Here is a 26750-nt window from a genome sequence, read left to right on the forward strand (position 1 = left end):
ATAGCAATCTCCAAACTGTGGTGGTGCGAAGGGGCTAGTATAAATCACCTTTCTACTTTCTTCACTCCACCGTGTTTAAAATTGCACTTCATGTTTGAATCCAGGAGACTCAAGATAAAAACTTCAATAAAATCAATGGCTTTCTTGACCATTTTTTGGGGTGATAATTGCGTTGCTTTTTAATAAAAAAGCAACTTACAAAAAACACTTAAAGCGTGGATTATCGGAGAGTTCGCTTTAATTTCTTGACTAAGATGTGGTTACTGTAGTTATTTTGTTCATCTAAAAACAAAATAGCTAAAACCACTGTACTTAATCTATTCAATCTATCAAAGTAAAAAGGTATTAGTTTCGCCAAAAATAATTCAGGAAAGATATTGATTTTATTGAAATTTTAAGCAAGAATTATAAAAAAAACAAATAAATAAAACAATAAATTACTTGACAGTGTGATTAAAATACACCATCACAGATTTGCATCTATTCTGGCAAACCTATGCTTTAAATCTTCAGCAACGTCATCGGCAAGGCCATTGCCGATTTCCAAGTTGTTATCAAATCCCCGTTGGTCTTTGCGCCATTGTTGTTACTACCGTATTCGCTGAAATCGCAGGCATTATCTGCTCAGACTTCATGGGGGATCCACGGTTCTGAGCCGTATTTAACGTTTGATGGAGGTCTAACCAAGGCAACAAATGTTGACGAGCTATTATTTATCATATTGCCGGATGGTACAAAACTTACACCATCAATCAATACTTCAAGTGGTGCAAATCCAATAAGGTTATCGAATATCAGGAATATGTTAGGTGATATCGGCATGGTGGTACCGCTATCAAAAAATTTAGTCAATTTAAATGATTTCATTATACCAAGCAATTGGGGGAAAAGACGGTAATACCGTTAATTGTGGTGATGCATTAGATATATGTAATGCATCTTATAAGGTAACATTAAGTAGTACAGCGGGAAGTTTAACGACAGAGTATGGTGTGCCAAATAACAGTATTTTCAGTGGTAATACTGAAACCTATTACATTAGCACCGATTTAGCACCTAAAATCTGTTACGTAAGGTTGAATCTAGAGAAAGGCAAAGATTACATGTCATCTATGGGTGCAAACTATGCTGGCCTAGCTGATATATGGAATCCTGATAAGGTTTTTTTAGTTTAGTCTACAAATCCTTCTTGTTACAATTTAGAATCTTAATTTTCCGACGGCGGGTGGAGATGGATTGTATTTTGATTTACTTATTGGTGGCATAGATGACAGTCAGCTGATGAGATCTTCGATCACTCACGGGGGAATAACAGTTACTGTGACAGCTGTCACGCCCAGTGATATGTGTATTCCTCGTGTTGATAAGGGAAAAGTTGTGATACCAGTGACATTAAATGACCCAAGGGCGAGTAGTAGTCAGATAGGTTCAAATAATCCTAGTCTACTACCTGTTGTGCTAATTTTTCCGAAGATGTTTGAGTTGGTGGGTAGAGACATTGCAGGTAATAAGGTAGTAAAATACGGGTTTGAGTTAAAGCATTAAAGTAGTGGCTCGTCAGTTCGGAGCGTCAATCTAAATATTATGCTGGCCAGTTAGCATGGTGTAATAGTTTGGGTTATCGCCTTACTAAGGTAAGGGATTTAACCAATGCGGTTTGTGCTGGTGAGAATGCTGTTGAAGCGTGTTAAGGCACAGTAGGCGCTACGCCGTCGTCTAGTGATAATGTTTACAAGTATCACATAGGTGCTGGATTTTTTACGGAGTGGTACGACATGTACCGCTACGATGATGTGGATTTCGTAAGCGACGAATACTGGACGAGTGAGGATATTATGCGCGGTCAATTCGCTGTCTACTTGAGCTATGGCGAGGTCTACGGCTTCAATGCCGACTACAACGCCCACGTCGCTTATGCTATCTGCACCACACCTTAGTTTTTAACGTTTAAAAGAATAAAGCCCCATCCTGTAAGGTTGGGGCTTTTTCTTAGAACGGTGTTGTTGCGGTTAAATGCAACCTATTATACTTTTTTATTACGCTATTAATAAAAAAGCGAGGTTAAAAACCTCGCTTTTTTCGATAGATATTAACTTGCGCTGTGCGCTATTTATTTAACGCGTGATACGTATTCGCCTGAACGCGTATCCACTTTAAGCACTTCACCGATTTGTACAAATAACGGCACACGCACAACGGCACCTGTTGATAATGTCGCAGGTTTGCCGCCAGTTCCAGCTGTGTCGCCTTTTAATCCAGGATCGGTTTCGATCACTTCAAGTTCAACAAAATTAGGTGGTGTGACTGCAATCGGTTGGCCATTCCATAATGTTAAAATACACTCGGCTTGATCAACTAGCCATTTTGCATTGTCACCAACGGCTTTTGCGTCAGCCGAAAGTTGCTCAAATGTGTCGTTATTCATAAAGTGCCAAAATTCACCGTCGGTGTAAAGGTACGTTAAATTCATGTCAACCACGTCAGCAGCTTCAACTGATTCGCCCGATTTGAATGTTTTATCGACAGTTTTGCCCGAAAGTAATTTTTTAATTTTTACTCGGTTAATAGATTGCCCTTTGCCCGGTTTGTAAAATTCATTTTCAACAATAACGCATGGTTCACCATCTTGCATTATTTTAAGACCGGCTTTAAACTCATTTGTACTATAAGATGCCATAAAAGCTCCAACTAAAATTCTGAATTACAAAAAATGAGCCATATTATACAGCAAAAAATTGAACTACCCAATAATAAAGATAAATGGATTGTTGATCTTGCCACTGTTGTGACAGATATTAATGTTTTATATTCTTATTTAGGATTGAATGCTGACACAATTTCGAGCCCAATGTTGCAGGCAAGAAAGCAGTTTCCACTTCGTGTGCCGATGGCGTTTATTCGTCGAATGAAAAAGGGGGATAAGAATGATCCGCTTTTGTTGCAGGTACTTTGTCATGAAAACGAGATGCTAAATGTGGATGGCTATAGCCATGATCCTTTGCAAGAACAGGATAATGCCATTCCAGGGTTGTTGCATAAATATTGTAACCGTGCGTTATTAATCACAAAGACGGGTTGTGCAATTAATTGTCGTTATTGTTTTCGACGGCATTTTCCTTATCATGATAATCAAGGTAGTAAGCAGAATCTTGCTGTAGCACTTGAATATATTGCTAACCATCCTGAACTTAATGAGATTATCCTTTCAGGTGGTGATCCGTTAATGGCTAAAGATCATGAAATGGCGTTTTTGATCAGTGAATTAGAAAAAATTCCTCACGTTAAACGGTTGCGTATTCATACGCGTTTAGCGGTGGTGATTCCGTCGCGTATTACGCCTGAGTTATGTCAGCTGTTTGCTAAAAGTCGGTTGCAATGTGTAGTGATTACTCACATTAATCATCCTAATGAAATCGATAACGATGTCGCTCAGGCTGTTTCGTTATTAAAACAGCAAAGCGTGACGGTGCTTAATCAAAGTGTTTTGTTAAAAAATGTGAATGATAATGCTGATGTGTTGGCAATGTTAAGTGATCGGCTTTTTGATGTTGGTATTTTACCTTATTACATTCATTTATTAGATAAAGTACAAGGCGCTGCTCATTTTTGGGTTGATGATAAGTCCGCTAAAGTTATTATGAAACAACTTGCCGAGAAAGTATCAGGCTATTTAGTGCCTAAATTAGCACGCGAAATTGGCGGTGAGAAAAGTAAACAAGTGCTTACTTTTTGGAATTAGTTAATTAGGTTTTATGTTATAAATTATTATGTTATAAGTTATTTGCTCTATTTTACTTTATCGTATGGTAATTAGATATTAATGGGATTTATCTGTAAAAATCTCATTGACGAAAAATAAAATTGGCACTATAATTCCGACCTCTTTAATTAATGCTGTGGAGTTTTTACTCTACGCCTTGTTGATAAATTAGATTTGGATATAAATCGTCATGAAACGCACATTTCAACCATCAGTATTAAAACGCAATAGAACTCACGGTTTCCGTGCTCGTATGGCAACTAAAAATGGTCGTCAAGTTCTTGCTCGCCGTCGTGCTAAAGGCCGTGTTCGTTTAACTGTTGCTAGCTGATTTAAAGTTGGGTGATTAAGCTCACTTTTCCTCGGGAGTTGCGCTTGTTAACTCCCTTTGATTTTAATTATGTCTTTCAAGAGTCTGTTCGAGCAGGTTCACCTTTTCTTACCTTAGTTACACGAAAAAACACCTTAGATCATCCTCGATTAGGGTTTGCTATCGCTAAAAAACAGGTAAAACGTGCTCACGAGCGCAATCGTATCAAACGACTGGCTAAAGAGTACTTCCGACATCATCAGCATCAATTTCCTAATATTGATTTTATTTTGATGGCTAAACAGCCTGTTATCGATTTAGATAATCAGCAAATTGTTGAAATACTTGATCAATTATGCCAACGAATCATCGCCAAGCAAAAGGATTAAATAAATTTATATTGATTATCAAATTGCATGTTTGTGCATGTAAGGATATGATAGTTAATATTTTTATATTTTTTATTCGTATATATCAACGTTTTATTAGCCCTTTATTAGGTCCTAAATGCCGCTTTACACCGACATGTTCACAATATGCAATAATTGCATTAAGACGCTTCGGATTAATAAAAGGTGGTTGGCTAACGGCGAAACGTGTATTAAAATGTCACCCTTTACATGAAGGAGGAGAAGATTTTGTTCCTCCCAAAACTAAAACCAATAGAGAAAAACACTAATGGGATCGCAACGTAATATTTTAGTCATTGTTTTACTTTTTATATCTTTTTTTATTTGGAAAGCATGGGAAGAAGACCATGCACCAAAACCACCTGTCGCTAATCAGTTGACACAATCAGTCAGCGATGATGATTCTATCGATGGTTCTGCACAGGGTAAAACAATTACCGTGAAATCTGACGTATTGTCACTCACTATTAATACTTATGGCGGTGATGTGCAAGCTGCTCAATTATTAAAATATGAGCAAACACTTCACTCAGGTACGCCTTTTCAATTGTTAACATCTCGCCCTGATTTTATTTATATTGCGGAAAGTGGTTTAACAGGTAAAGACGGTCCTGATAATGCGACACAAGGCTCAAAACGCCCTATCTATCAAACAACACAAACAGAATATGTTTTAGCTGATGGTCAAAATGAGCTGCGAGTACCATTAACTTACCAAGTTAATGACGTTACTTATACTAAATATTATGTGTTGCATCGTGGTAATTATGCTGTCGATGTTCAATATGACATTAATAACCAAAGTGGTGCTCCAGTTGAAGTGGCTATGTACGGTCAATTAAAGCAAACCATTAAATTACCTGATGATATCCCAACTGAAGGCGGTAGTGGTTTAGGTCAAAGTGCATTCCGTGGTACTGCTTACTCTAGTTCTAGTACTAATTATAGTAAATATAGCTTTGATGATGTTAAAGATAAAGCTTTAAGTGTTGAAACTCAAACAGGTTGGATTGCAATGTTGCAGCACTATTTTGCATCGGCTTGGGTGCCAGATCAGGATAAAAATAACTTGTTTTATACGCGTTCAACCGCTAAAAATTCACAAGCCACTATTGGTTTTAAAGGTGAACCAACGATTGTTCAAGCAGGTAATAATACGTCTATTTCTGCAAAATTATGGTTAGGTCCAGAAATTCAAAACCAATTGAAAGAAACAGCTAATCACCTTGATTTAATTGTCGATTATGGTTGGTTATGGTTCTTATCGCAACCTTTATTTTACTTATTGAAGTTTATCCATAGTTTTATTGGTAATTGGGGTTTCTCAATTATTGTTATTACTTTTATTGTACGTGGTATTTTGTTCCCATTAACGCGAGCTCAATATCGTTCTATGGCCAAAATGAAGTTATTACAACCTCGTATACAAGCCTTGAAAGAACGTTATGGCGATGATCGTCAAAAAATAAGTATGGAAACAATGGCGCTTTATAAACAAGAAAAAGTCAACCCATTAGGTGGTTGTTTGCCATTGCTTATTCAAATGCCAATTTTCTTGTCTTTATTCTATATGTTAGGTAATACGGTTGAATTGCGTCATGCGCCATTTGCTCTTTGGATTCATGACTTATCAGCGCAAGATCCATATTATATCCTACCATTATTGATGGGCGGAAGCATGTTCTTAATTCAGAAGATGTCACCAACACCAGTTACTGATCCATTACAACAAAAGTTAATGACTTATATGCCATTAATCTTTACAGTGTTTTTCTTGTGGTTCCCATCAGGCTTGGTTTTATACTATATCGTTAGTAACTTATTTACAATTGCTCAGCAACGTATTATCTACTGGGAACTTGAGAAAAAGGGACTTCACGAAAAGAAAAAGAAATAATAGTAAGTAAAGGAGGGGTAAAATCCTCCTTTTTTATTTTGGGTGTTTATAATGAATATACAACAACAATTTAATTTAACGGGCAACGAAACAGGTTACTGGTTTGTTAGTGCTAATGGTCGGTTGTGGTTGCCTAATGGCGAAGTGCCTGTTGGTTGTGCTAAGGAGCTCGGTTTTATAAATCAACGTGCTCAACCAATCGGCGAGTGGAATGGGCAGACTGCGTGGTTGATTTGTCGTGATATGAAAAATGCGATGAGCTCAATTCGTCCATTACTTGATAGTGCAGATTCATCATTATTTAATTTAGCTGGACGAGCTGTACAACTTTCTGAATTTTACCGTTCTCATAAGTATTGTGGATATTGTGGGCATGAAATGTATATCAGCAACACGGAATGGTGTTGTATGTGTGACCACTGTAAAGAGCGTTATTATCCACAAATTTCACCATCGATTATTGTGGCAATTCGTCAGAAAAATAAAATTTTGTTAGCCAAGCATGTTAGACATAATCAAGATAACTTATATACTGTGTTAGCAGGGTTTACGGAAATTGGTGAAACTATGGAAACCGCCGTTGAGCGTGAAGTTTTTGAAGAGTCGAAGATCAAAATTAAAAATATCCGCTATATTGGTTCACAACCTTGGCCTTTTCCTAATTCACTGATGATGGCTTATTTAGCTGATTATGATAGTGGCGAAATAGAAATAGATAAAAACGAGCTCGTTGAAGCAAATTGGTACCATTATACGCAGTTACCTAAAATACCTGAGTATGGCACCATTGCAAGGCGTTTAATTGAAGATACCATTGTTTTGTGTCGTGAATACGATGAATTTAGTGAAAATTAATCATATTTACTTGAGTATCAATAGGTATTAGGACTATTGGTACTCAATTGTACTCATAATTAGCAACATAACCTTTAGTGTTATAGTTAATCAGTTTATTTGATGAGATGCTCGTTATTTTTTGCCGTTTAATTAATTTATTATTCGGTAATGGCTCTGGTTCAGTATGAAAAAGGTACTATTAATAACTGTTGTTGGTAATTGAGAGGACGATTGTTCTGCTGTTTTTTTTATTCTCACAACCACTAGTTAATAATGTACCATTAGTGGCTCAATAATAAAGCGTTAAATTGAGTAATTATTGATTTTGACACCAAATAGCAAGTGCTTCACAGTGCCAATATTTCATCATGTCACACCAAGCCGAACGCCATTTACGTACTGTATCATTATGTAAATTAAGTAATTTTGCTATTTGCGAATTATTCTTACCCCAAACAAGTAGATCGATGAATTGTAACCATAATTCGGGTTTGGGAATACGGTTTAAGCTAGTATTGCTTACAATATTAAAACTATGTCTACAGCGTTTACAACGATAGCAAGTTCTAGAGCCAATTTTAGTTGTTTCGTTGGAGTGACAATATATGCAAGTTGGATTTTGTTCATTTAGTAAAGTAGTAACTTTTACTTTTATCGTTTTATATTGTTCTGCTAAGGTTGGAATTAATATAGCTTGTTTTTGTTGTGTATACCACTTATGTAATGATAGATAATAAGTTTGAAGATAATTAATTATAGCTCGTTCTCGGCGCATTACTTTTTCGAATGAGATTTGAAGATTTTTAGCAATATTGGGATAACTAATATTTTTTATACGACTAGTAAATATCATTTCTAACCAACTAAATGGAGCTAGACGATTAAATGGTGTATTAGTTGAAATCGTAAAATATTTATGACAGCCTTTGCAACGATATGTTTTAGTCGGTTTTGAACGAATGATATAAAATTTTGTTTTTTTGCAAAATGGATAAGATTCAGCATGTTGTGATGTTATTTTTTTTAGTTCATGATGAAAAGCTTTAAATTCGTCATGTAATTCGTTTGGTACGAGTTCATAAATCATTTCTTATTTCCTTATCGCTTATTCTTGTAAATATTATCAGTTATTTACAATAAACATATAGCTGTCTGAAACTTTTTACCAATTTTACTTAAAACGTATTTTTAGCATTATGTTAATTTGTTGTTATTTTTATTTTTGGGAATGATTAATGAGAAAATAAGATTGTTAATGTTAAAAATAGTTTGTATAGAAATTAAACCCCTCTTAGAGTAGGGGGCTGTTTGTTTAGGTAAAATCTTTAAAAAAGATCCTTGTTATTTTTAATAAATACTGTTGTTATTGCTGATGTAGCCATTCAGCGACTTGTTTGGCAAAATAAGTTAAAACACCATCGGTGCCTGCACGTTTAAAACAGAGTAAAGACTCCATAATAGCTGATTTTTCATCTAACCATCCATTTTGGATTGCCGCTGTTAACATGGCGTATTCACCAGAAACTTGATAAGCAAAAGTAGGGACGGAAAAGGTTTCCTTGACTTTTTGCACAATATCAAGATAAGGCATGCCGGGCTTAACCATGACCATATCTGCTCCTTCGCTTAAATCTTGATAGATTTCTTGTAATGCTTCATTACTATTTGCAGGGTCGAGCTGGTAGGTTTTTTTGTTTCCACCTTTTATATTTGGGGCTGAACCAACGGCATCACGGAATGGGCCATAAAAACAAGATGCATACTTGGCCGAATAAGCCATGATTTGAGTATTAGCAAATCCTTGTTTTTCTAGCTCATTACGTATTGCACCAATGCGTCCATCCATCATATCGCTTGGCGCAATAATGTCTACGCCTGCTTCCGCTTGCATTAATGCCTGTTTAACTAACGTTTCAACAGAGGTGTCATTTTGTACATAGCCTTGTTCGTCAATAATGCCGTCTTGTCCATGTGTAGTATAAGGGTCTAGTGCAACATCAGTTAGTATTCCCAGCTCTGGAAATTCTTTTTTTAGTGCGCGAATCGCTTTTGGTACCAAGCCATTTTTGTTATACGCTTCTTGTGCAAGTGGTGTTTTTTTTGTCGATTCTATCGCTGGAAATAATGAAAGAACAGGAATTCCTAATTTAGCTACTTGTTCTGCTTCTTTTAATAGTATATCAATACTTATTCTATTAACGTTTGGCATTGAAGTTACAGGTTCTGTAATATTATTTCCTTCAACAATAAAAACTGGATAAATTAGATCGTTAACTGTTAAGCTGTGCTCTGCAAGCATACGTCGGCTAAATTCATGAGTACGATTACGGCGTAAACGACGATTGGGATATAGTCCAGTTATTAATGATGGCATGAAAGACTCCTGATTATTTCTATAGATTTTATGTATTATCTGATGCTATATGTCGATTAGCAAATTAATTTGCTTTCTTACAATAATTCTATTTTTTACTTTACAAGATATATTGATTAGAGGTAAAATTGCACACTAATTTTAGTCCCTTGTGATATTAAACAAATTTGAGGTGAGAGGCACATGCCAGTAATTAAAGTACGTGAAAATGAACCTTTCGATGTAGCGTTACGTCGTTTTAAACGTTCTTGCGAAAAAGCAGGAGTTTTAGCTGAAGTTCGTAACCGTGAATTTTACGAAAAACCAACAACTGTTCGTAAACGCGCAAAAGCAGCTGCAGTTAAACGTCATGCTAAAAAATTAGAAAGAGAAAACGCTCGTCGTACTCGTCTATACTAATATTTTGGATATTATTTATACTAAAAACTAAAATTGATATTAAAAATCAATTTATTATTTTTTTTATATAAAGAATTCTAACAAGCCGTATTTTTGATACGGCTTGTTTTATTTTTATAACACCAAAATTGGTTAGAATTTATCATGAAAGGCCATATTCCTCGCGATTTTACTTTAGATTTGATAGCTCGCACAAATATTCTTGATGTGATCGGTAAACGTGTAAAAATGAAAAAAAAGGGGAATAATTATTTTGGTTGTTGCCCTTTTCATGATGAAAAAACCGCTTCTTTTTCATTAAGTGAAAAAAAACAAATTTATTATTGCTTTGGTTGTGGTGCATCTGGTTCGGTAGTGAATTTTTTGATGCAATACGAGCATTTATCTTTTCCTGAAGCAATTGAAGAATTAGCTAGTATGCAGGGGATTAGAGTCCCTTATATAGACGCGGAGAATAATCAAATCGATCAATCTAAACAGATTGAATCTCGAAATTTCCGTCGTGATTTATATACATTAATGGCTAAAATAACTAATTTTTACCAACAACAATTATCTCTACCTACTTCAACCCAAGCTCGTAAATATCTTGAACAGCGAGGGTTGAATTCTGAAATTATTACCAGATATAAGATTGGTTTTGCACCTAATGAGTGGCGAATGACATCACAAAATGTGGTTAAAAACCATACTGAAACAGTGCTTTATGAACGTGCCGGCATGTTGGTTACTAGTGATAATGGTAATCGATATGATCGCTTTCGGGGACGGATTATGTTTCCTATTCGTGATAGGCAAGGCAATGTGATTGCATTTGGTGGGCGAACTATTATTAATGATTCAGCTAAATATATTAATTCTCCCGAAACTCCGATTTTTCATAAAGGATTCCAGTTGTATGGTCTTTATGAAGTGCAAGAAATTAATCGTAACCCTCAGCAATTAATAGTTGTTGAAGGCTATATGGATGTGGTTTCACTTGCTCAATATGGTATTGATTATGCTGTTGCAGCTTTAGGTACGGCAACATCTGAAGAACATATTAAATTATTATTTAGATCAACAGATTCAGTAATATTTTGTTATGACGGCGATAATGCTGGACGAAATGCAGCTTGGCGAGCACTTAATGTTTTATTACCTTGTTTGATAGATGGTAAGAAAATTGCTTTTGCATTTTTGCCACAAGATGAAGATCCAGATAGTCTTGTTCGCAAAATTGGTAAAGATGGATTCGAAGATTATTTAAGTGAAGCATCAAATTTATCAAAATTCTTATTTGATGAGCTTTTGAAGCAGGTCGACTTAAAAACAGCTGAAGGAAAAGCTAAATTGAGCTCTTTAGCTTTACCATTACTTGATCAAATTAAGGCAAAAGTTTTTAGATTAAATTTGTTACAACAACTTGGAAATTATTTAGGCTTACTTGATGTGTCTCAACTAGAACAATTAATGCATAAAAATCGAGCTAAAGGTGAACGGAAAGTAAATGAAAAAACTCCTGTATCACAAATTAAATTAACTACGATGCGTGTTTTAATTGGTTTATTACTTCAATATCCTAATCTTGCTGAGCAAGTTTCTGATATTAATGTGATCCGTCAAGTGAAAATGGCTGGTATAGAGGTCTTTATTGAATTACTTGAATTATGTCAACGTTACCCTAATATAACGACAGCACAAATATTAACAGAATGTATGGATAGACCGTTTTATAAACAGCTAAATCGTTTGTCAACGTGGGATTGTCATTATCAAGATGATGAAATAGACTCAATTTTTTCACATACTTTAAAAGAGTTATATGATAATATACTGGCCCAAAGGCAAGATGAACTGATCGCAAAAGAGAGAGTCTCCGGCTTAAGTACCGTAGAGAAAAAAGAATTGGCGACCTTAATACTTGTTTTATCAAAAAAAGACTAAATATATAGGGTATATGTGGATTCCAGATAGTGTTCTACATATATATATGATATAGATGACCAAATAATTAAAGTGGATACCTTTTATGGAGCAAAATTCTCAATCACAGTTAAAACTCCTTATCATCCGAGGCAAGGAGCTAGGATACTTGACCTATGCTGATGTCAACGATCACTTACCGGAAGAGATTATTGATTCAGATCAGATTGAAGATATTATCCAAATGATCAATGATATGGGGATTCAAGTCCTTGAAGAAGCCCCTGATTCTGATGAGTTATTACTTTCAGATAATGTCCCTGATGAAGAAGCCGTTGAGGCAGCAACAGCATTAGTATTATCTAATGTTGAGTCAGAAATTGGTAGAACAACCGATCCTGTTCGTATGTACATGCGTGAAATGGGTGCCGTTGAACTGTTGACTCGCGAAGGCGAAATCGATATTGCTAAACGTATTGAAGATGGTATTAATCAGGTTCAAACTTCAGTATCAGAATATCCTGAGGCTATTACTTACCTTTTAGAGCAATATAATTTAATTGAAAGTGGACAAGTCCGTTTATCTGATTTGATCACTGGTTTTGTTGATCCTAATGCCGAAGAAGTCGCTGAGGAATTGCCGGAAGATTTAGATGTTAGTGATCCTGAAATTGAAATTGATGATAGTGACGATGAAAGTGAAGATGAAGAAAGTGATTCTTCAACCGATGACGATGTTTCTATTGATCCTGAAGTTGCAAAAGCTAAATTTGCTGAATTAAAGGTGCAACACGATAAAACTTCTGAAGCGATTAAAAAATATGGCCGAGCTCATAAAAAAGCACAAAAAGAGATCGAAAATCTATCAGAGATCTTTAAACAATTTCGTTTAGTTGCCAAACAGTTTGATATTCTTGTCAATAACATGAGATGCATGATGGATCGTGTTAGAACTCATGAACGTGCGATTATGAAAATTTGTGTTGAACGATGCAAAATGCCGAAAAAACAGTTTATGACTTATTTTACCAGTAATGAAAATAACATGAATTGGTATAAGAAAGCGTTAACTTCAAAAAATGCATTTGCGGCTAATTTGAAAGATTTTGATAATGAAATTGAAGCTCAAGTTAATTTGTTGCAACAAATAGAAACCGAAACGAATCTTTCTATTGAGCAAATTAAAGATATCAATCGACGTATGTCTATTGGTGAAGCTAAAGCACGCCGAGCCAAGAAAGAGATGGTTGAGGCTAACTTACGACTTGTTATTTCGATTGCTAAAAAATATACCAATCGTGGATTACAATTTTTAGATCTTATCCAAGAAGGCAATATCGGTTTGATGAAAGCTGTTGATAAGTTTGAGTATCGTCGTGGTTATAAATTCTCAACTTATGCAACTTGGTGGATTAGGCAAGCTATTACGCGTTCAATTGCTGACCAAGCTAGAACAATTCGTATTCCGGTACATATGATTGAAACAATTAATAAGTTAAATCGTATTTCACGTCAAATGCTACAAGAAATTGGACGTGAACCAACACCAGAAGAGTTGTCTGAGCGTATGCAAATGCCAGAAGATAAAATTCGTAAGGTACTTAAAATTGCTAAAGAACCAATTTCAATGGAAACGCCAGTTGGTGATGATGAAGATTCACATTTAGGTGATTTTATTGAAGATACTGCACTTGAACAACCGTTAGATGCCGCAACTTCTGAGAGCTTACGTAGTGCTACGCGTGATATTTTATCAGGATTAACACCAAGAGAAGCAAAAGTGTTACGTATGCGATTTGGTATTGATATGAATACCGACCATACACTGGAAGAAGTTGGTAAACAATTTGATGTAACTCGTGAGCGTATTCGTCAGATTGAAGCTAAGGCATTACGAAAATTACGTCATCCAAGCCGTTCCGATGTGCTTCGTAGCTTTTTAGAATAAATTTTATCATTTGTATATCGCCACTTTTGTGGCGTTTTTTTTACTAAAGATTCTAAAAACATGAATATACTACAACGTTTTAAGATCGATCCATTCTTGTTGGTACTCATTTGTGTTGTGGTTACAGCTAGTTTGTTTCCTTGTAAGGGGCAAGCTAAAGTTATTTTTGAATATCTCACAACATTTGCTATTGGCTTATTATTCTTTATGCATGGTGCTAAGCTTTCTTTTCAGGCGATTGTTATTGGTATAAAAAATTGGCGATTACATTTGGTTATTTTTACAACTACTTTTGTTATTTTCCCGATTCTTGGAATAATGATGCAAGTGTTGGTTCCCAATTTTTTACCGAAAAACCTTTATTTAGGTTTTGTTTATCTTTGTATATTGCCTGCAACGGTTCAATCAGCTATAGCGTTTACCTCAATAGCGAAAGGCAATGTGGCAGCTGCTATTTGTAGTGCTTCAGCATCAACGTTATTAGGCGTATTTATTTCTCCAATTTTAGTTGGCTTATTAATGAGTACTGAATCTTCTAGTTCCATGAATATGCTAGATGCAATTACTTCTATCATGTTGAAACTAATGTTGCCATTTGTACTTGGTCACTTATCAAGGCGCTTTATAGGTCAATGGGTGGATAAATATAAACGTATTATCTCTAAGACTGATCGCCTTTCGATTCTATTGGTTGTCTATGTTGCTTTTAGTGATGCTGTTGCAAATGGCATTTGGACGCAGATTAGTTTGTTATCGCTTTTAGAAATTATTTTTTATTCCATTGTACTATTAACTATTGTTTTATTAATAACTACTTATGGTTCAAGATTACTCGGTTTTAATAAAGAAGATGAAATCACGATTGTGTTCTGTGGTTCAAAAAAGAGCTTAGCTAGTGGTATTCCCATGGCTAGTGTTATCTTTCCTATGTCGGTAATGGGTATAATGATCCTACCTTTAATGATATTTCATCAAGTGCAATTAATGGTTTGTGCAGTGTTAGCTACACATTATGCAAAACGAAAAATGTAAAATTTGTTTTGCTCATTACCTTATTCTCAAGGATAATAGGGACTCTATTAACAACAGAAAGATTTATTATGTTACATCTATTTGCTGAATTAGAATTCTCGACCATTATATTATTGGGATTTGCGTTGTTTTTTGTTCTCTTTTATGAAGCCATTAATGGATTTCATGATACTGCTAATGCTGTTGCTACCGTAATTTATACAAGAGCACTAAAAGAACAACTTGCTGTTTTTATGGCCGGTATGTTTAACTTTTTTGGTGTATTACTTGGTGGGTTGAGTGTTGCTTATGCCATCGTTCATCTATTGCCTACTGATTTATTACTTAATGTCAGCTCAACTCATGGACTGGCTATGGTCTTTTCTATTCTATTTGCTGCAATCATTTGGAATTTAGGAACTTGGTATGTTGGTATTCCCGCATCAAGCTCACACACATTAATTGGTTCAATTATAGGGGTGGCTCTTGCTAACGCATTTATTATGGATACTTCGATAATAAATGCCCTCAATATTCCCAAAATGATTCAAATCTTTTTGTCATTAATTATTTCTCCTGTGGTTGGTCTTGTAATTGCTGGGTTGATGATTTTTTTATTGCGAAAATACTGGACTCGTAAAAGCCAAAGTAAAAAAAGCAGTAAAAAGCGAGAACGCATCTTTATGACACCGGAACAACGTGAAAAACTCTATGGTAAGAAGAAACCTCCTTTTTGGATTCGCATTATGCTTATTATCTCAGCTGCAGGCGTAAGTTTTTCACATGGTGCTAATGACGGTCAAAAAGGTATTGGTCTCTTAATGTTAGTATTAATGGGGATTGCTCCTGCAGGTTTTATCGTTAATATGAACGCTTCGACTTATGACATTACTAACACGCGTAATGCTGTCCATGCTATTCAAGAATACTTTGTAGAGCATAATGATGATCTAACAGAGGTAATTGGTAAACAACCTGTATTAGATACCAATATTGTTTTAGATGACTTAAATAAATATCATTGTGATTATTCACATTCGTTTACCACCCTAGGTATTGCTAATCATTTATTTAATAAAATAAATGATTATGATTCACTAACGGTTGAGCAACGTTCGCAAGCCCGACGCATTTTACTTTGTTTATCTGATACTGTATCGCATGTGGCTAAACAGCCCAATGTGTCTTCAGAAGATAAGCAGTATTTAAAATCTTTGAAGGGTGATTTACTTAAAACCGTTGAGTATGCACCAATTTGGATTATTATTGCGGTTGCTTCAGCGTTAGCTGTTGGGACAATGATTGGTTGGCGCCGTGTGGCTATAACTATTGGTGAAAAAATTGGTAAAAAAGGGATGACTTATGCGCAAGGGGTATCAGCGCAAATCACAACGGCCTTATCAATTGGGATTGCAAGTTATACGGGGATGCCTGTATCTACAACTCAAGTGCTTTCGTCATCAGTTGCCGGAACAATGATCGTTGATGGTGGCGGAGTACAAAGTAAAACCATTAAAAATATTGCGTTAACATGGGTTTTAACACTCCCAATTTCGATTTTGTTATCTGGATCGCTTTTTTGGCTTGCTCAAAAATTAATTTAGTAGTAAAAGTAGGGTACTGGTTTTAATTTACTTGAGCGTTAAAAATAGGAAGGAGAAAAGTATCATGGCTTATAAACATATATTAGTCGCAGTTGATTTGTCACCTGAAAGTGAAGTACTTGTAGAAAAAGCCGTTTCTATGGCCAGACCATATAATGCTCAAATATCATTGATTCATGTTGGTATTAATTATTCAGATCTTTACACCGGTTTAGTTGATATCAATATGAATGATATGAAAGATCGAATCACTGAAGATGCTCATCTTGCATTGAATAACTTAGCAAATGATGCAGGCTATCCTATTGCTCATACTCTTTCGGGTAATGGGGAATTTGACCAAGTGTTAATTGAAGCCATTCACGAATATAACATTGATTTAGTTGTATGTGGTCATCATCAGGATTTTTGGAGTAAATTAATGTCTTCCGCTCGTCAACTTATCAATAATACTCATATCGATACTTTGATTGTTCCGTTAAAAGATGATGAACCTGTGGAAGAAGCTGCTAAATGAAGTATTCAATACAAACCCGCTTAATTAGCGGGTTTTTTATAAGTATTTTATAAATAAGTTTGTAAAAATTTTCAGGAAAGTATGTGTTTAAGTATATTTTTATTTACTATTTTCTAGTTTATGTAAATACACTTAAATTGTTATTTAGCCAATGAGGAGATTTAATGTGAATATTGCTTTAGTTACTGGTGCATCTTCTGGCTTTGGGGAAGCTATTTGTCGTAAGCTTATAGCTGATGGTTATAAAGTTGTTGGCGTAGCTAGACGTGCAGATAAACTACAAAATCTTGCAGATGATTTAGGTTCTAATTTTTTGTCATTACCATTAGATATAACTAAAAAAGATGCATTGAGCTCCATTTTGTTACAATTACCTAAAGAATTCCAAACAATTGATATTTTGATTAATAACGCTGGTTTAGCTTTAGGTTTAGATCCAGCTTATGAAGCAGATTACAACGATTGGGTAACAATGATTGATACTAATATTATTGGGTTAGTAAATCTAACTCGACAAATTTTACCTCAGATGGTTGAGCGTAATTTAGGTTATATTATTAATCTTGGTTCTGTTGCAGGTACTTATGCCTATAAAGGTGGAAATGTTTATGGTGCATCTAAAGCCTTTGTTAAACAGTTTAGTGCTAATTTGCGTACAGATTTATTAGGAAAAAAAGTGCGTGTCACCAATATTGAACCTGGATTATGTGGTGGTACAGAGTTTTCCAATATTCGTTTTCATGGTGATAATCAGAAAGCGGCAGCGGTTTATCAAGGTGTAGCGTTTATTACCCCAGAAGATATTGCTAATACTGTTTCATGGTTAATTAATACACCGGAACATTTCAATGTCAATTCAATTGAAATAATGCCTGTTGCACAAGCTCCGGCTGGATTGTCTGTTTGTAAAGAAGTTGACTAATAACATACCCATTGGCATTGTGTTTTGCATGTATATTTTTATTAAAAATTAAAAAAATTTGTCTAGTAAACAAAATAGGCTTGCACTTCTGTGAATGGGTTGCTATTCTTTCTTCTTGTAATTTTGATTGAGGTTTATGGCAATGACATTTTCTGAAGTAACGAAAACATTTGCGACTAGTTTGCCGGGTACAGATAGTTATGTAAAACTACGAAAGGCAATGAGAGCACTAATTCAAGAAGACCCAAAAAATGCTTCGGTTTATTTTTTGATTTTTGGATTTGCTCGTACATATGTTATGTTATATGAAGATCAAGAAGTATCACCTCAATTTGCCGAGGATAATCAAAAATTGATGTTATCGTATCTCAATATCTTAGATGAAGCTCTAAAAAAACAAGATGCTCAAAGCATATATCAAGCATTAAACAAAGTTGTCAATGAGTACGAAAATAGTAAAAAGGTTTTTTAAAATTACAGCCTGACATGAAAATGTCGGGCTGTTTTGTTTATAGTTTCAGGGAAAAATTTTTAGGAAAAATAATGATTATTTCAATCCATATGACAAATATTATTGGCACCTTAGGTACTATTACTCAATCTAGGGCGGGGTGATTTTTCCAAAAAATATTCAAAAACCCGCCTAAGAAAGGCGGGTTTTTTTGTTATATGTAAAAATTTATATAAAAAATAAATGTAGCTAGAAAATAAAATTACAACTAACGTTATAACGCTAAAAGGTTTTCTTAATACCTATCGACATAACAAGGTCGAATAAACTGTATTTTGAATCATAATGGGCATAAATTAAGATAATAAGTAAGGTGTGATATGAAAGTTTTAAAATTTGGAGGAACCTCTGTTGCTAATGCAGAACGTTTTTTACGAGTGGCAGAAATCATTGAAAATAATGCTAAACAAGAGCAAACAGCTACTGTTTTATCGGCACCTGCTAAAATTACCAACCATTTAGTTGCTATGGTTGAAAAAACAGTCGCTAAGCAAGATATAAAAAGTAATATTTATGATGCTGAAAAAATATTTGCCGATCTATTAGCTGGTATTGCAAAAGTGCAACCGAATTTCGCTTATGAAGAAATGAAACGTTTTGCATTAAATGAATTAAATAATGTAAAGCAATTACTTGAAGGCGTTGCTTTACTCGGTCAATGTCCTGATAGTATTAATGCGTCAATTATTTGCCGTGGAGAAAAACTATCAATTGCCATTATGCAAGAACTTCTTAAAGCAAAAGGTCACACCATCACGGTAATCGATCCTGTTGCGATGCTTATTGCAGAAGGTGATTATTTAGAATCGACTGTTGATATACCACAGTCAACCCACAGAATTGCTGAAATGAATATTCCACAAGATAATTTTATCTTAATGCCAGGTTTTACTGCCGGTAATGAAAAAGGTGAATTAGTTGTACTTGGGCGTAATGGTTCTGATTATTCAGCAGCTGTGCTTGCGGCATGTTTAAGAGCAAATAGTTGCGAAATTTGGACTGATGTTGATGGTGTTTATACTTGTGATCCTCGTATTGTGCCAGATGCTAAATTACTAAAAACGATGTCTTATCAAGAGGCGATGGAACTTTCATATTTTGGTGCAAAAGTACTTCATCCAAGAACTATCTTACCTATTGCTCAATTTCAAATCCCTTGTTTAATTAAAAATACGAATAACCCTGATGTACCAGGAACACTTATTGGTGCGAATGTTGTTGATTCAACCACACCAGTAAAAGGTATCACTAATTTAAATAATATGGCAATGATAAACGTATCAGGTCCGGGTTTAAAAGGTATGGTTGGTATGTCGGCACGTGTTTTTTCTGCGATGTCTTATGCTGGTATTTCAGTTGTACTTATTACTCAATCATCATCCGAATACAGCATTAGTTTCTGTGTGCCACAAACCGAACTTTATCGAGCAGAAGAGGCTTTGAGCGATGAGTTTTATTTAGAATTAAAAGATGGATTACTTGAACCAATCGAAGTTATAGAAAAGCTTGCTATTATTTCTGTTGTTGGTGATGGTATGCGGACACTACGTGGTTTATCTGCTAATTTCTTTACAGCATTAGCCAGAGCTAATATTAATATTGTTGCTATAGCACAAGGTTCATCTGAACGTTCAATTTCGGTCGTTGTTGATAATGATGTTGCAGTTATGGGAGTACGTGTTGCCCATCAAATGTTGTTTGGTACCGATAAAATGCTAGATGTTTTTGTTATTGGCGTTGGTGGTGTTGGTGGAGCACTTATTGATCAAATTGGACGTCAACAAAAATGGCTTAAAAATAAACAAATTGATTTACGAGTGTGTGGCTTGTTTAACTCTAAACACAGCATAACCAATCGAGACGGCATTGATCTTAGTCATTGGCGTGACCAAATTAAACAGAGTGAAATGAATTATTCTTTAGATAGCATTATCGAATTTGCTAAAAATAATAGACTACTTAATCCAATTTTGGTGGATTGTACTTCAAGTAGTGAAGTATCTAACAAATATGCAGATTTTTTAGCTAACGGTTTTCATGTGGTTACGCCAAATAAAAAAGCTAATACTAGTTCAATGGCTTATTATTTACGCTTACGTCAAGAAGCGGAAAAAAGTAAGCGTAAATTCCAATATGATACTAATGTAGGGGCAGGGTTACCAGTAATTGAAAATCTTCAAAATCTACTTAATGCAGGTGATGAATTAATCAAGTTTTCGGGAATTTTGTCGGGATCGCTTTCTTTTATATTTGGTAAACTTGATGAGGGCATGTTACTGTCTGAAGCAACTAAATTGGCTAAAGAGAAAGGTTTTACTGAACCTGATCCTCGTGATGACTTATCAGGCACCGATGTTGCTAGGAAATTGTTAATTTTAGCACGGGAAGCAGGATTGCAATTAGAACTTGATCAAATCAATGTCGAATCGGTTTTACCTGCTGAGTATGCCCGAGGTAGCATCGATGAGTTTATGGCTAAATTACCGCAGCTAGATGCAGAATTTAAAGTAAAATCTGAACAAGCAGCAAAAGAAGGTAAAGTATTACGTTATGTGGGTAGTATAGAAAACCATCAATGTAGTGTTAAAATTGAAGCTGTTGATAGTGAAGATCCTCTTTATAAAATTAAAAACGGTGAAAATGCCTTAGCTTTTTATACTCGTTATTACCAACCTATTCCACTTGTATTACGTGGTTATGGGGCGGGTAATGATGTTACTGCAGCTGGCGTTTTTGCTGATATTTTACGGACAACATCAGGCAAAATCGGAGGTTAAATGTTCCATAAATCTTTAACTGTTTATGCTCCTGCATCCATGGCTAATATTAGCGTTGGTTTTGATATATTAGGGGCAGCAATTAGCCCGATTAGTGGAGCTATGCTTGGTGACTGTATTACAGTTGAATCTGCTAACGAATTTTCTCTTACTTGCAAAGGTAAATTTGTTCAAAAACTACCAAGTGATCCAAAATACAATATTGTATTTCAATGTTGGCAGCGATTTTGTCAAGCAATAGGTAAAGCTTTACCTGTCCATATGACACTAGAGAAAAACATGCCCATTGGTTCCGGTTTAGGTTCAAGTGCCTGTTCTGTAGTTGGTGCATTAGTTGCTTTGAATGAATTTTTTGATAAGCCTTTAAATGAATTTGAAATGCTTTTTATAATGGGCGAACTTGAGGGGCGTATTTCAGGTAGTGTGCATTACGATAATGTTGCGCCTTGCTATTTAGGCGGTATGCAACTTATCCTTGATGAAATGGATATAATCAGCCAACCAATTCCTCATTTTGAAGATTGGTATTGGATTATGGCATATCCCGGTATAAAAGTATCAACGGCTGAAGCTCGTGCAATTTTACCCGCTTTGTACCAAAAATCAGATTGTGTTGCTCATGGGCGATATGTTGGTGGATTTATTCATGCTTGCTATACCAAACAACCAAAATTGGCAGCATCAATGTTGTGTGACAATATTGCTGAACCTTATCGTAAACAGCTATTACCTAATTTTGATGAAACACAAAAACGAGTTAAGCAACTTGGCGCTTTGTCATCGGGTATTTCGGGATCAGGGCCAACAATGTTTGTGATTGCTGATAAACTTGAAACAGCTGAGCAAATTGAATTATTACTTAAAAAATATTATTTGCAAAATGATGAAGGTTTTACTCATATTTGTAAAATTGATACTCAAGGTGCAAGAGTTATTTAGGTTTTTTATTATAAAAATAGGTCTAAAACTAGAAAGACTCCAATTTTTATTGATTAAACTGATATCAGTAAGAGTACATAATTAAAGCATAAAGATAATTGGAACATATTATGAAATTATATAATTTAAAAGATCATTCAGAGCAAGTTAGCTTTGCACAAGCAGTTCAACAAGGATTAGGAAGAGGGCAAGGCTTATTTTTCCCTCAAGAATTGCCTAAGTTTTCATTAGTTGAAATTGAGTCGTTATTAAAACTTGATTTTATTACTCGTAGCGCCAAGATCTTATCTGCTTTTATTGGTGATGAGATTAGCAGTAATGATATGTATAGACTTGTTAAAAATGCATTTCAATTTCCAGCCCCAGTAGCCTCAGTAGAAGCAGATATTGGTTCATTAGAGTTATATCATGGACCAACATTAGCATTTAAAGACTTTGGTGGACGCTTTATGGCACAGGCGTTAGTGCAGGTCGCTGCTGATAAAAAAATTACTATTTTGACAGCTACTTCTGGTGATACTGGTGCGGCCGTTGCTCACGCGTTTTATCATTTACCGAATATTCGCGTCGTGATTTTATATCCAGAAGGTAAAATTAGTCCATTACAAGAAAAGTTATTTTGTACTTTGGGTGATAATATTCATACAATCGCTATTCAAAGTGACTTTGATGCTTGCCAAGCACTAGTTAAGAAAGCATTTGATGATGATGAATTAAAAACTAAAATTGGCTTAAATTCTGCTAACTCAATTAATATTAGCCGATTATTAGCACAAATTTGTTACTATTTTGAAGCTTTTGCACAACTAACATCAACCCAACGTGAACAGTTGGTTATTTCTGTGCCAAGTGGTAATTTTGGCGACTTAACAGCAGGTCTACTAGCGAAAACAATGGGATTACCTATTAAACGCTTTATTGCCGCAACGAATGCCAATGATACAGTACCTCGTTATTTAGAAACTGGTAAGTGGGAACCTCACGCAACCATTGCAACATTATCGAATGCAATGGATGTAAGCCAGCCAAATAATTGGCCCCGTATTGAAGAGATTTATAAGCGCGAGGGATGGGCTCTTAAATCACTTGGTCATGCTACTGTTTCTGATGAAGTTGCTAAGCAGACTGTTTGTGAACTTTATCAAAAAGGTTACTTATCTGAACCTCATGGTGCAATTGCTTATCGTGCACTGCGTGAACAGTTACAAGAGGGTGAATATGGACTATTTTTAGGTACGGCACATCCAGCAAAATTTAAAGAAGTTGTTGAAGATATTCTAGGTAAATCTGTTCCACTTCCTGAAGGGTTAGCAGAACGGGCTGATATGACGTTACTTTCTCATCATATGCCTGATGATTTTGCTAAATTAAGGGATTTTCTCATTAAATTAAATTGGTAAGTATTTTATGCCATCAGATAGGTGGCTAAATATCTAATAAAACGAACTGAATTTATTAAATTCTTAATGACTAGTAAATCTTCATCATTATATATTTTATACCATCGATGACAAAACTTACATTACAATAATTAGACCCTTGTTTAAATCAAAATTTTCAGATATTGTAATGATTATTTTGTTACCGTAAGGATACATTTATGCACTGTCCTTTTTGCAATGCAGATGATACAAAGGTGATTGATTCACGTCTTGTTGGTGAAGGATTTCAAGTTCGTCGCAGACGACAATGTGTTGAATGTAATGAAAGATTTACTACATTTGAAGTGGCTGAATTAATTATGCCTAATGTCGTTAAAAGTAATAAAGTTCGCGAACCATTCAATGAAGATAAATTACGTAATGGTATGAAAAGGGCTCTAGAAAAACGCCCAGTTAGTTTTGATGCTATTGAAGATGCAATTACACGTATAAAATCTAAACTAAGAGCAACAGCTGAACGTGAGATCCCAGCCAAATTAATTGGTGATTATGTGATTGAAGAACTAAAAAACCTAGACAAAATTGCGTATATCCGTTTTGCTTCAGTCTATTTTAGTTTTGATGACATTGAACAATTTAGTAATGAAATTGCTAAGTTACAACAAAAATAGCCATCCAGATAATAATGATACATAATAACGATCATTTTTACATGCAACAAGCGATTGAGCTAGCTAAGCTTGGTCGTTTTACAACATCTCCTAATCCTAACGTTGGTTGTGTGATTGTAAAAGATAATAAAATTATTGGTCACGGTTATCATCAAAAAGCTGGTGAGCCTCATGCCGAAATTTATGCATTACAAATGGCTGGTGAAAATGCTAAAGGTGCAACAGCTTATGTAACACTAGAACCGTGTAGCCATTTTGGTCGAACGCCGCCATGTGCTGATGCGCTTATTGAAGCCGGTGTTACACGTGTGGTTATTGCTATGCAAGATCCTAATCCTAATGTTGCAGGTAATGGTATTAAGCGGTTGAAAGAAGCTGGAATAGATGTCATGATTGGCGTTTTAACTGAGCAAGCCGAAGCGATTAATAAAGGCTTTTTAAAACGTATGCGGACGGGTTTGCCATATGTACAACTTAAACTCGCTACGTCTCTTGATGGTAAAGTTGCCATGGCATCAGGTGAAAGCAAATGGATAACCTCAAGCGTGGCAAGGCAAGATGTACAACAATTTAGAGCACAAGCAAGTTGTATTTTAAGTACTTGTACCACCGTGCAAGCTGATAATGCAAGTTTAACAGTTAGATATCATCAGTTACCTGATGAAATAAAAAAAATCTACCTACCAGAAAAAATCCGACAACCTATTCGTGTCATTATTGACAGTCAAGATCGGTTAATGGGTAGCGAAAATATTTTCACTCAGCCAGGTGATACATGGGTAGTACGAAAAAAAAATAGCTTTATTGCAAAGCAAAACACTAAATTAATTATAGAGCCATCTAGTTGTAAAAAAATAGATTTATCTAAATTGTTTGCACTATTAGCTGAAAAACAAATAAATTTGGTTTGGGTTGAAGCTGGTGCTCATCTTGCAGGAGCATTGATAGAGCAAGATTTAGTAGATGAATTGATTGTTTATTATGCGCCAAAATTACTTGGTCATAATGCGTTAGATATGTGTATATTGCCAAATCTACAAAAGCTTTCATTTGCACCGCAATTTCACTTTGAATCGATTACTATGGTGGGGGATGATTTACGAGTTATTTTGAAAAAAAAGTAAGTTCTATCTCAATTTAAAATTTAAATGCAAAAAAAAACCCAATAACAAAGTTATTGGGAAAACATAAGGAATAGGAAAACAATGAAATAATACATTGTCGAGACATAGTATGTGCTTTTTTTTGAAGAAAGTCTGTAAAGATATCTGAATGATTAATTAAATAGTTTGTATTTATCATGTTAAATAAATGTAAATAATAATATCATTTGAATTAAGTTAAAATATTTCAAATAATTATCTATAGAAATATCTCTAATAACGAATTCAAAAATAACTTGCCATGTTCTGTGATTTGCCAACTTTCTTTATTTTCAATTAAATAATTTTTTTTAATAGCAGTTACTAACTTTTTCTCAATTGTCTGTAAAGGTAAATAAGTTCGTTGTTCAAATTCGCATTTAGGCGTTGGTTCAAAAAGCCTAAAACGATTCATAAAAAATTCAAAAGGTAACTCTTCTTTAGGTACAGTATAATACTTATCTAAATAACGCCCTTCTAAATACCCTTTGGGGTGACGAGTTTTTACGGTACGAATAATTTTTCCATCTGGTTGGGTTAATTTACCATGAGCGCCACATCCAATGCCTAAATAGTCTCCAAATCGCCAATAATTTAAATTATGTTGGCATTGCGAACCTTCTTTAGCATAAGCCGAGGTTTCATACTGCTGGTAACCATGCTGAGTTAATAATTGATGACCTTGTTGATAAATTTCCCAAAGCTTATCATCATCAGGTAAAACAGGTGGTTTTGAACCAAATAGCGTATTGGGTTCAATGGTTAATTGATACCAAGATAAATGCGGTGGTGCAATAGTAATGGCTTGTTTTAAGTCATATATGGCATCATCAATATTTTGATTTGGCAAACCATGCATTAAATCTAAATTAAAACTTCTTAAATTTAATGTTTTGGCAAGTTTTCCTGCTGTGATTGCTTCTTTGGGATCGTGTATCCGTCCTAACTTAACAAGTTTATCGGCTTGAAAGCTTTGCACACCAATTGATATTCGGTTTATGCCAGCTTGTTGATAACCATTAAATCTTTCTACATCAACAGAGTTTGGATTAGCTTCAATAGTGATTTCAGCATCTTTATTTATCGGTATTATTTTATTTATATTTGATAATAATTTATCAATCAACTCGGCAGAAAATAGACTAGGTGTACCACCACCAATAAAAATTGAATGAATTGAACGATTTAAACAAAAAACAGCATCATGCTGTAGATCTTTAATTAAATGCTCTATATAAGCTTGATAAGCTGGTATTTTTTTTACAGTATGTGAATTAAAATCACAATAGGGACATTTTTGTACGCACCATGGCATATGAATATACAAACTCATTGGGATTTTATACATAAACGAGGGTCTTTCCTGAAACTTTTTAACAAAAATAACTAGACAGTATGTTGATTTGTTTTTTATGGTGTAGCATTTTACTTCAA

Annotated in this window: 26 protein-coding genes; 22 read left to right on the plus strand and 4 right to left on the minus strand. The window is 34.9% G+C overall.

Annotated elements, in window-relative coordinates; translation table 11 throughout:
- Positions 1 to 583 precede the first annotated feature (583 nt).
- The 3 genes from GQ589_RS00005 to GQ589_RS00015 all read left to right on the plus strand — a co-directional run bounded on the left by GQ589_RS00005 (position 584) and on the right by GQ589_RS00015 (position 1937).
- The gene (locus GQ589_RS00005; protein WP_160423790.1) at positions 584 to 898 is read left to right on the plus strand and encodes a hypothetical protein; all 315 of its coding nucleotides are present in this window, start codon (positions 584 to 586) and stop codon (positions 896 to 898) included.
- Positions 858 to 1175 (plus strand): hypothetical protein, encoded by a 318-nt coding sequence (locus tag GQ589_RS00010; RefSeq protein WP_160423791.1) that lies wholly within the window; start codon positions 858 to 860, stop codon positions 1173 to 1175. Before GQ589_RS00005 ends, GQ589_RS00010 begins: the two co-directional genes overlap by 41 nt.
- A gap of 600 nt (positions 1176 to 1775) precedes the next feature.
- Positions 1776 to 1937, plus strand: a complete 162-nt coding sequence (locus GQ589_RS00015) for a hypothetical protein (protein ID WP_160423792.1) — start codon at positions 1776 to 1778, stop codon at positions 1935 to 1937.
- A 173-nt stretch (positions 1938 to 2110) separates the two neighbouring features.
- Here GQ589_RS00015 and efp read toward each other — a convergent pair whose 3' ends face one another.
- Positions 2111 to 2677 carry an elongation factor P gene (efp, locus tag GQ589_RS00020; protein WP_085246840.1) on the minus strand — a complete coding sequence of 189 codons (567 nt, stop codon included), beginning with the start codon at positions 2675 to 2677 and terminating at the stop codon, positions 2111 to 2113.
- A 33-nt stretch (positions 2678 to 2710) separates the two neighbouring features.
- On the opposite strand from efp, the gene epmB reads away from it, so the two are divergent.
- The 6 genes from epmB (at position 2711) to nudC (ending at position 7232) form a co-directional block, all read left to right on the plus strand.
- Positions 2711 to 3739 carry an EF-P beta-lysylation protein EpmB gene (epmB, locus tag GQ589_RS00025; RefSeq protein ID WP_160423793.1) on the plus strand — a complete coding sequence of 343 codons (1029 nt, stop codon included), beginning with the start codon at positions 2711 to 2713 and terminating at the stop codon, positions 3737 to 3739.
- A 211-nt stretch (positions 3740 to 3950) separates the two neighbouring features.
- Positions 3951 to 4091: a 50S ribosomal protein L34 gene (gene rpmH, locus GQ589_RS00030; protein ID WP_025314679.1), complete on the plus strand. Its 141-nt coding sequence runs from the start codon at positions 3951 to 3953 to the stop codon at positions 4089 to 4091.
- A gap of 11 nt (positions 4092 to 4102) precedes the next feature.
- Complete coding sequence (rnpA, locus tag GQ589_RS00035; RefSeq protein ID WP_160423794.1) at positions 4103 to 4459, plus strand: ribonuclease P protein component; 357 nt, start codon at positions 4103 to 4105, stop codon at positions 4457 to 4459.
- A 47-nt stretch (positions 4460 to 4506) separates the two neighbouring features.
- A complete protein-coding gene (yidD, locus tag GQ589_RS00040) occupies positions 4507 to 4749 on the plus strand; it encodes a membrane protein insertion efficiency factor YidD (RefSeq protein WP_160411054.1) in 243 nt (80 codons plus the stop codon).
- Positions 4749 to 6377 (plus strand): membrane protein insertase YidC, encoded by a 1629-nt coding sequence (gene yidC / locus GQ589_RS00045; RefSeq protein WP_160423795.1) that lies wholly within the window; start codon positions 4749 to 4751, stop codon positions 6375 to 6377. Before yidD ends, yidC begins: the two co-directional genes overlap by 1 nt.
- Before the next feature lie 51 nt (positions 6378 to 6428).
- Positions 6429 to 7232, plus strand: coding sequence for an NAD(+) diphosphatase (gene nudC / locus GQ589_RS00050; RefSeq protein ID WP_160423796.1), 804 nt, complete (start codon positions 6429 to 6431; stop codon positions 7230 to 7232).
- 298 nt (positions 7233 to 7530) lie between these two features.
- Here the strand turns inward: nudC and GQ589_RS00055 are convergent, their stop codons facing one another.
- A complete protein-coding gene (locus tag GQ589_RS00055; protein ID WP_160423798.1) occupies positions 7531 to 8301 on the minus strand; it encodes an IS1 family transposase in 771 nt (256 codons plus the stop codon).
- Positions 8302 to 8577: 276 nt separating this feature from the next.
- On the minus strand, positions 8578 to 9588 hold the full coding sequence (gene hemB / locus GQ589_RS00060) for a porphobilinogen synthase (protein ID WP_160423800.1): 1011 nt from the start codon (positions 9586 to 9588) through the stop codon (positions 8578 to 8580).
- Positions 9589 to 9771: 183 nt separating this feature from the next.
- Here hemB and rpsU point away from each other — a divergent pair, with 183 nt between their 5' ends.
- The 13 genes from rpsU (at position 9772) to ribD (ending at position 25298) form a co-directional block, all read left to right on the plus strand.
- On the plus strand, positions 9772 to 9987 hold the full coding sequence (rpsU, locus tag GQ589_RS00065) for a 30S ribosomal protein S21 (protein WP_091346553.1): 216 nt from the start codon (positions 9772 to 9774) through the stop codon (positions 9985 to 9987).
- Positions 9988 to 10131: 144 nt separating this feature from the next.
- Positions 10132 to 11913, plus strand: a complete 1782-nt coding sequence (gene dnaG, locus GQ589_RS00070; protein ID WP_160423802.1) for a DNA primase — start codon at positions 10132 to 10134, stop codon at positions 11911 to 11913.
- Positions 11914 to 11998: 85 nt separating this feature from the next.
- Positions 11999 to 13840 carry an RNA polymerase sigma factor RpoD gene (gene rpoD, locus GQ589_RS00075; protein ID WP_160400581.1) on the plus strand — a complete coding sequence of 614 codons (1842 nt, stop codon included), beginning with the start codon at positions 11999 to 12001 and terminating at the stop codon, positions 13838 to 13840.
- A gap of 60 nt (positions 13841 to 13900) precedes the next feature.
- The gene (locus GQ589_RS00080; RefSeq protein ID WP_160423804.1) at positions 13901 to 14872 is read left to right on the plus strand and encodes a bile acid:sodium symporter family protein; all 972 of its coding nucleotides are present in this window, start codon (positions 13901 to 13903) and stop codon (positions 14870 to 14872) included.
- 68 nt (positions 14873 to 14940) lie between these two features.
- The gene (pitA, locus tag GQ589_RS00085; RefSeq protein WP_160400583.1) at positions 14941 to 16455 is read left to right on the plus strand and encodes an inorganic phosphate transporter PitA; all 1515 of its coding nucleotides are present in this window, start codon (positions 14941 to 14943) and stop codon (positions 16453 to 16455) included.
- Between the two features lie 64 nt (positions 16456 to 16519).
- Positions 16520 to 16972: a universal stress protein UspA gene (gene uspA, locus GQ589_RS00090; protein WP_160400584.1), complete on the plus strand. Its 453-nt coding sequence runs from the start codon at positions 16520 to 16522 to the stop codon at positions 16970 to 16972.
- Between the two features lie 166 nt (positions 16973 to 17138).
- Positions 17139 to 17894, plus strand: a complete 756-nt coding sequence (locus tag GQ589_RS00095) for an SDR family oxidoreductase (RefSeq protein WP_370519396.1) — start codon at positions 17139 to 17141, stop codon at positions 17892 to 17894.
- 142 nt (positions 17895 to 18036) lie between these two features.
- On the plus strand, positions 18037 to 18366 hold the full coding sequence (locus tag GQ589_RS00100) for a hypothetical protein (protein WP_160400586.1): 330 nt from the start codon (positions 18037 to 18039) through the stop codon (positions 18364 to 18366).
- Between the two features lie 359 nt (positions 18367 to 18725).
- Positions 18726 to 21182 carry a bifunctional aspartate kinase/homoserine dehydrogenase I gene (thrA, locus tag GQ589_RS00105; RefSeq protein WP_160423808.1) on the plus strand — a complete coding sequence of 819 codons (2457 nt, stop codon included), beginning with the start codon at positions 18726 to 18728 and terminating at the stop codon, positions 21180 to 21182.
- Positions 21183 to 22121, plus strand: a complete 939-nt coding sequence (gene thrB / locus GQ589_RS00110) for a homoserine kinase (protein WP_160400588.1) — start codon at positions 21183 to 21185, stop codon at positions 22119 to 22121.
- Between the two features lie 110 nt (positions 22122 to 22231).
- Positions 22232 to 23521 carry a threonine synthase gene (thrC, locus tag GQ589_RS00115; protein ID WP_160411062.1) on the plus strand — a complete coding sequence of 430 codons (1290 nt, stop codon included), beginning with the start codon at positions 22232 to 22234 and terminating at the stop codon, positions 23519 to 23521.
- Between the two features lie 200 nt (positions 23522 to 23721).
- Positions 23722 to 24174, plus strand: a complete 453-nt coding sequence (gene nrdR, locus GQ589_RS00120) for a transcriptional regulator NrdR (RefSeq protein ID WP_160411063.1) — start codon at positions 23722 to 23724, stop codon at positions 24172 to 24174.
- Between the two features lie 14 nt (positions 24175 to 24188).
- Positions 24189 to 25298, plus strand: coding sequence for a bifunctional diaminohydroxyphosphoribosylaminopyrimidine deaminase/5-amino-6-(5-phosphoribosylamino)uracil reductase RibD (ribD, locus tag GQ589_RS00125; RefSeq protein WP_160423811.1), 1110 nt, complete (start codon positions 24189 to 24191; stop codon positions 25296 to 25298).
- Positions 25299 to 25536: 238 nt separating this feature from the next.
- On the opposite strand, the gene hemW is transcribed toward ribD, so the two are convergent.
- On the minus strand, positions 25537 to 26664 hold the full coding sequence (gene hemW / locus GQ589_RS00130) for a radical SAM family heme chaperone HemW (RefSeq protein ID WP_160423813.1): 1128 nt from the start codon (positions 26662 to 26664) through the stop codon (positions 25537 to 25539).
- Between the last annotated feature and the right edge of the window lie 86 nt (positions 26665 to 26750).

Origin of the sequence: Gilliamella sp. Pas-s27, from assembly GCF_009795865.1 — a bacterium.
Lineage (GTDB): Bacteria > Pseudomonadota > Gammaproteobacteria > Enterobacterales > Orbaceae > Gilliamella.

What these genes read in the sequence shown, in the direction of transcription:
- GQ589_RS00010 (WP_160423791.1), top strand. Translation starts at nt 858, where the DNA reads ATGATTTCATTATACCAAGCAATTGGGGGAAAAGACGGTAATACCGTT.
- GQ589_RS00015 (WP_160423792.1), top strand. Translation starts at nt 1,776, where the DNA reads ATGTACCGCTACGATGATGTGGATTTCGTAAGCGACGAATACTGGACG.
- efp (WP_085246840.1), bottom strand. Translation starts at nt 2,677, where the DNA reads ATGGCATCTTATAGTACAAATGAGTTTAAAGCCGGTCTTAAAATAATG.
- epmB (WP_160423793.1), top strand. Translation starts at nt 2,711, where the DNA reads ATGAGCCATATTATACAGCAAAAAATTGAACTACCCAATAATAAAGAT.
- rpmH (WP_025314679.1), top strand. Translation starts at nt 3,951, where the DNA reads ATGAAACGCACATTTCAACCATCAGTATTAAAACGCAATAGAACTCAC.
- yidD (WP_160411054.1), top strand. Translation starts at nt 4,507, where the DNA reads ATGATAGTTAATATTTTTATATTTTTTATTCGTATATATCAACGTTTT.
- yidC (WP_160423795.1), top strand. Translation starts at nt 4,749, where the DNA reads ATGGGATCGCAACGTAATATTTTAGTCATTGTTTTACTTTTTATATCT.
- nudC (WP_160423796.1), top strand. Translation starts at nt 6,429, where the DNA reads ATGAATATACAACAACAATTTAATTTAACGGGCAACGAAACAGGTTAC.
- GQ589_RS00055 (WP_160423798.1), bottom strand. Translation starts at nt 8,301, where the DNA reads ATGATTTATGAACTCGTACCAAACGAATTACATGACGAATTTAAAGCT.
- hemB (WP_160423800.1), bottom strand. Translation starts at nt 9,588, where the DNA reads ATGCCATCATTAATAACTGGACTATATCCCAATCGTCGTTTACGCCGT.
- rpsU (WP_091346553.1), top strand. Translation starts at nt 9,772, where the DNA reads ATGCCAGTAATTAAAGTACGTGAAAATGAACCTTTCGATGTAGCGTTA.
- dnaG (WP_160423802.1), top strand. Translation starts at nt 10,132, where the DNA reads ATGAAAGGCCATATTCCTCGCGATTTTACTTTAGATTTGATAGCTCGC.
- rpoD (WP_160400581.1), top strand. Translation starts at nt 11,999, where the DNA reads ATGGAGCAAAATTCTCAATCACAGTTAAAACTCCTTATCATCCGAGGC.
- GQ589_RS00080 (WP_160423804.1), top strand. Translation starts at nt 13,901, where the DNA reads ATGAATATACTACAACGTTTTAAGATCGATCCATTCTTGTTGGTACTC.
- pitA (WP_160400583.1), top strand. Translation starts at nt 14,941, where the DNA reads ATGTTACATCTATTTGCTGAATTAGAATTCTCGACCATTATATTATTG.
- uspA (WP_160400584.1), top strand. Translation starts at nt 16,520, where the DNA reads ATGGCTTATAAACATATATTAGTCGCAGTTGATTTGTCACCTGAAAGT.
- GQ589_RS00100 (WP_160400586.1), top strand. Translation starts at nt 18,037, where the DNA reads ATGACATTTTCTGAAGTAACGAAAACATTTGCGACTAGTTTGCCGGGT.
- thrA (WP_160423808.1), top strand. Translation starts at nt 18,726, where the DNA reads ATGAAAGTTTTAAAATTTGGAGGAACCTCTGTTGCTAATGCAGAACGT.
- thrB (WP_160400588.1), top strand. Translation starts at nt 21,183, where the DNA reads ATGTTCCATAAATCTTTAACTGTTTATGCTCCTGCATCCATGGCTAAT.
- thrC (WP_160411062.1), top strand. Translation starts at nt 22,232, where the DNA reads ATGAAATTATATAATTTAAAAGATCATTCAGAGCAAGTTAGCTTTGCA.
- nrdR (WP_160411063.1), top strand. Translation starts at nt 23,722, where the DNA reads ATGCACTGTCCTTTTTGCAATGCAGATGATACAAAGGTGATTGATTCA.
- ribD (WP_160423811.1), top strand. Translation starts at nt 24,189, where the DNA reads ATGATACATAATAACGATCATTTTTACATGCAACAAGCGATTGAGCTA.
- hemW (WP_160423813.1), bottom strand. Translation starts at nt 26,664, where the DNA reads ATGTATAAAATCCCAATGAGTTTGTATATTCATATGCCATGGTGCGTA.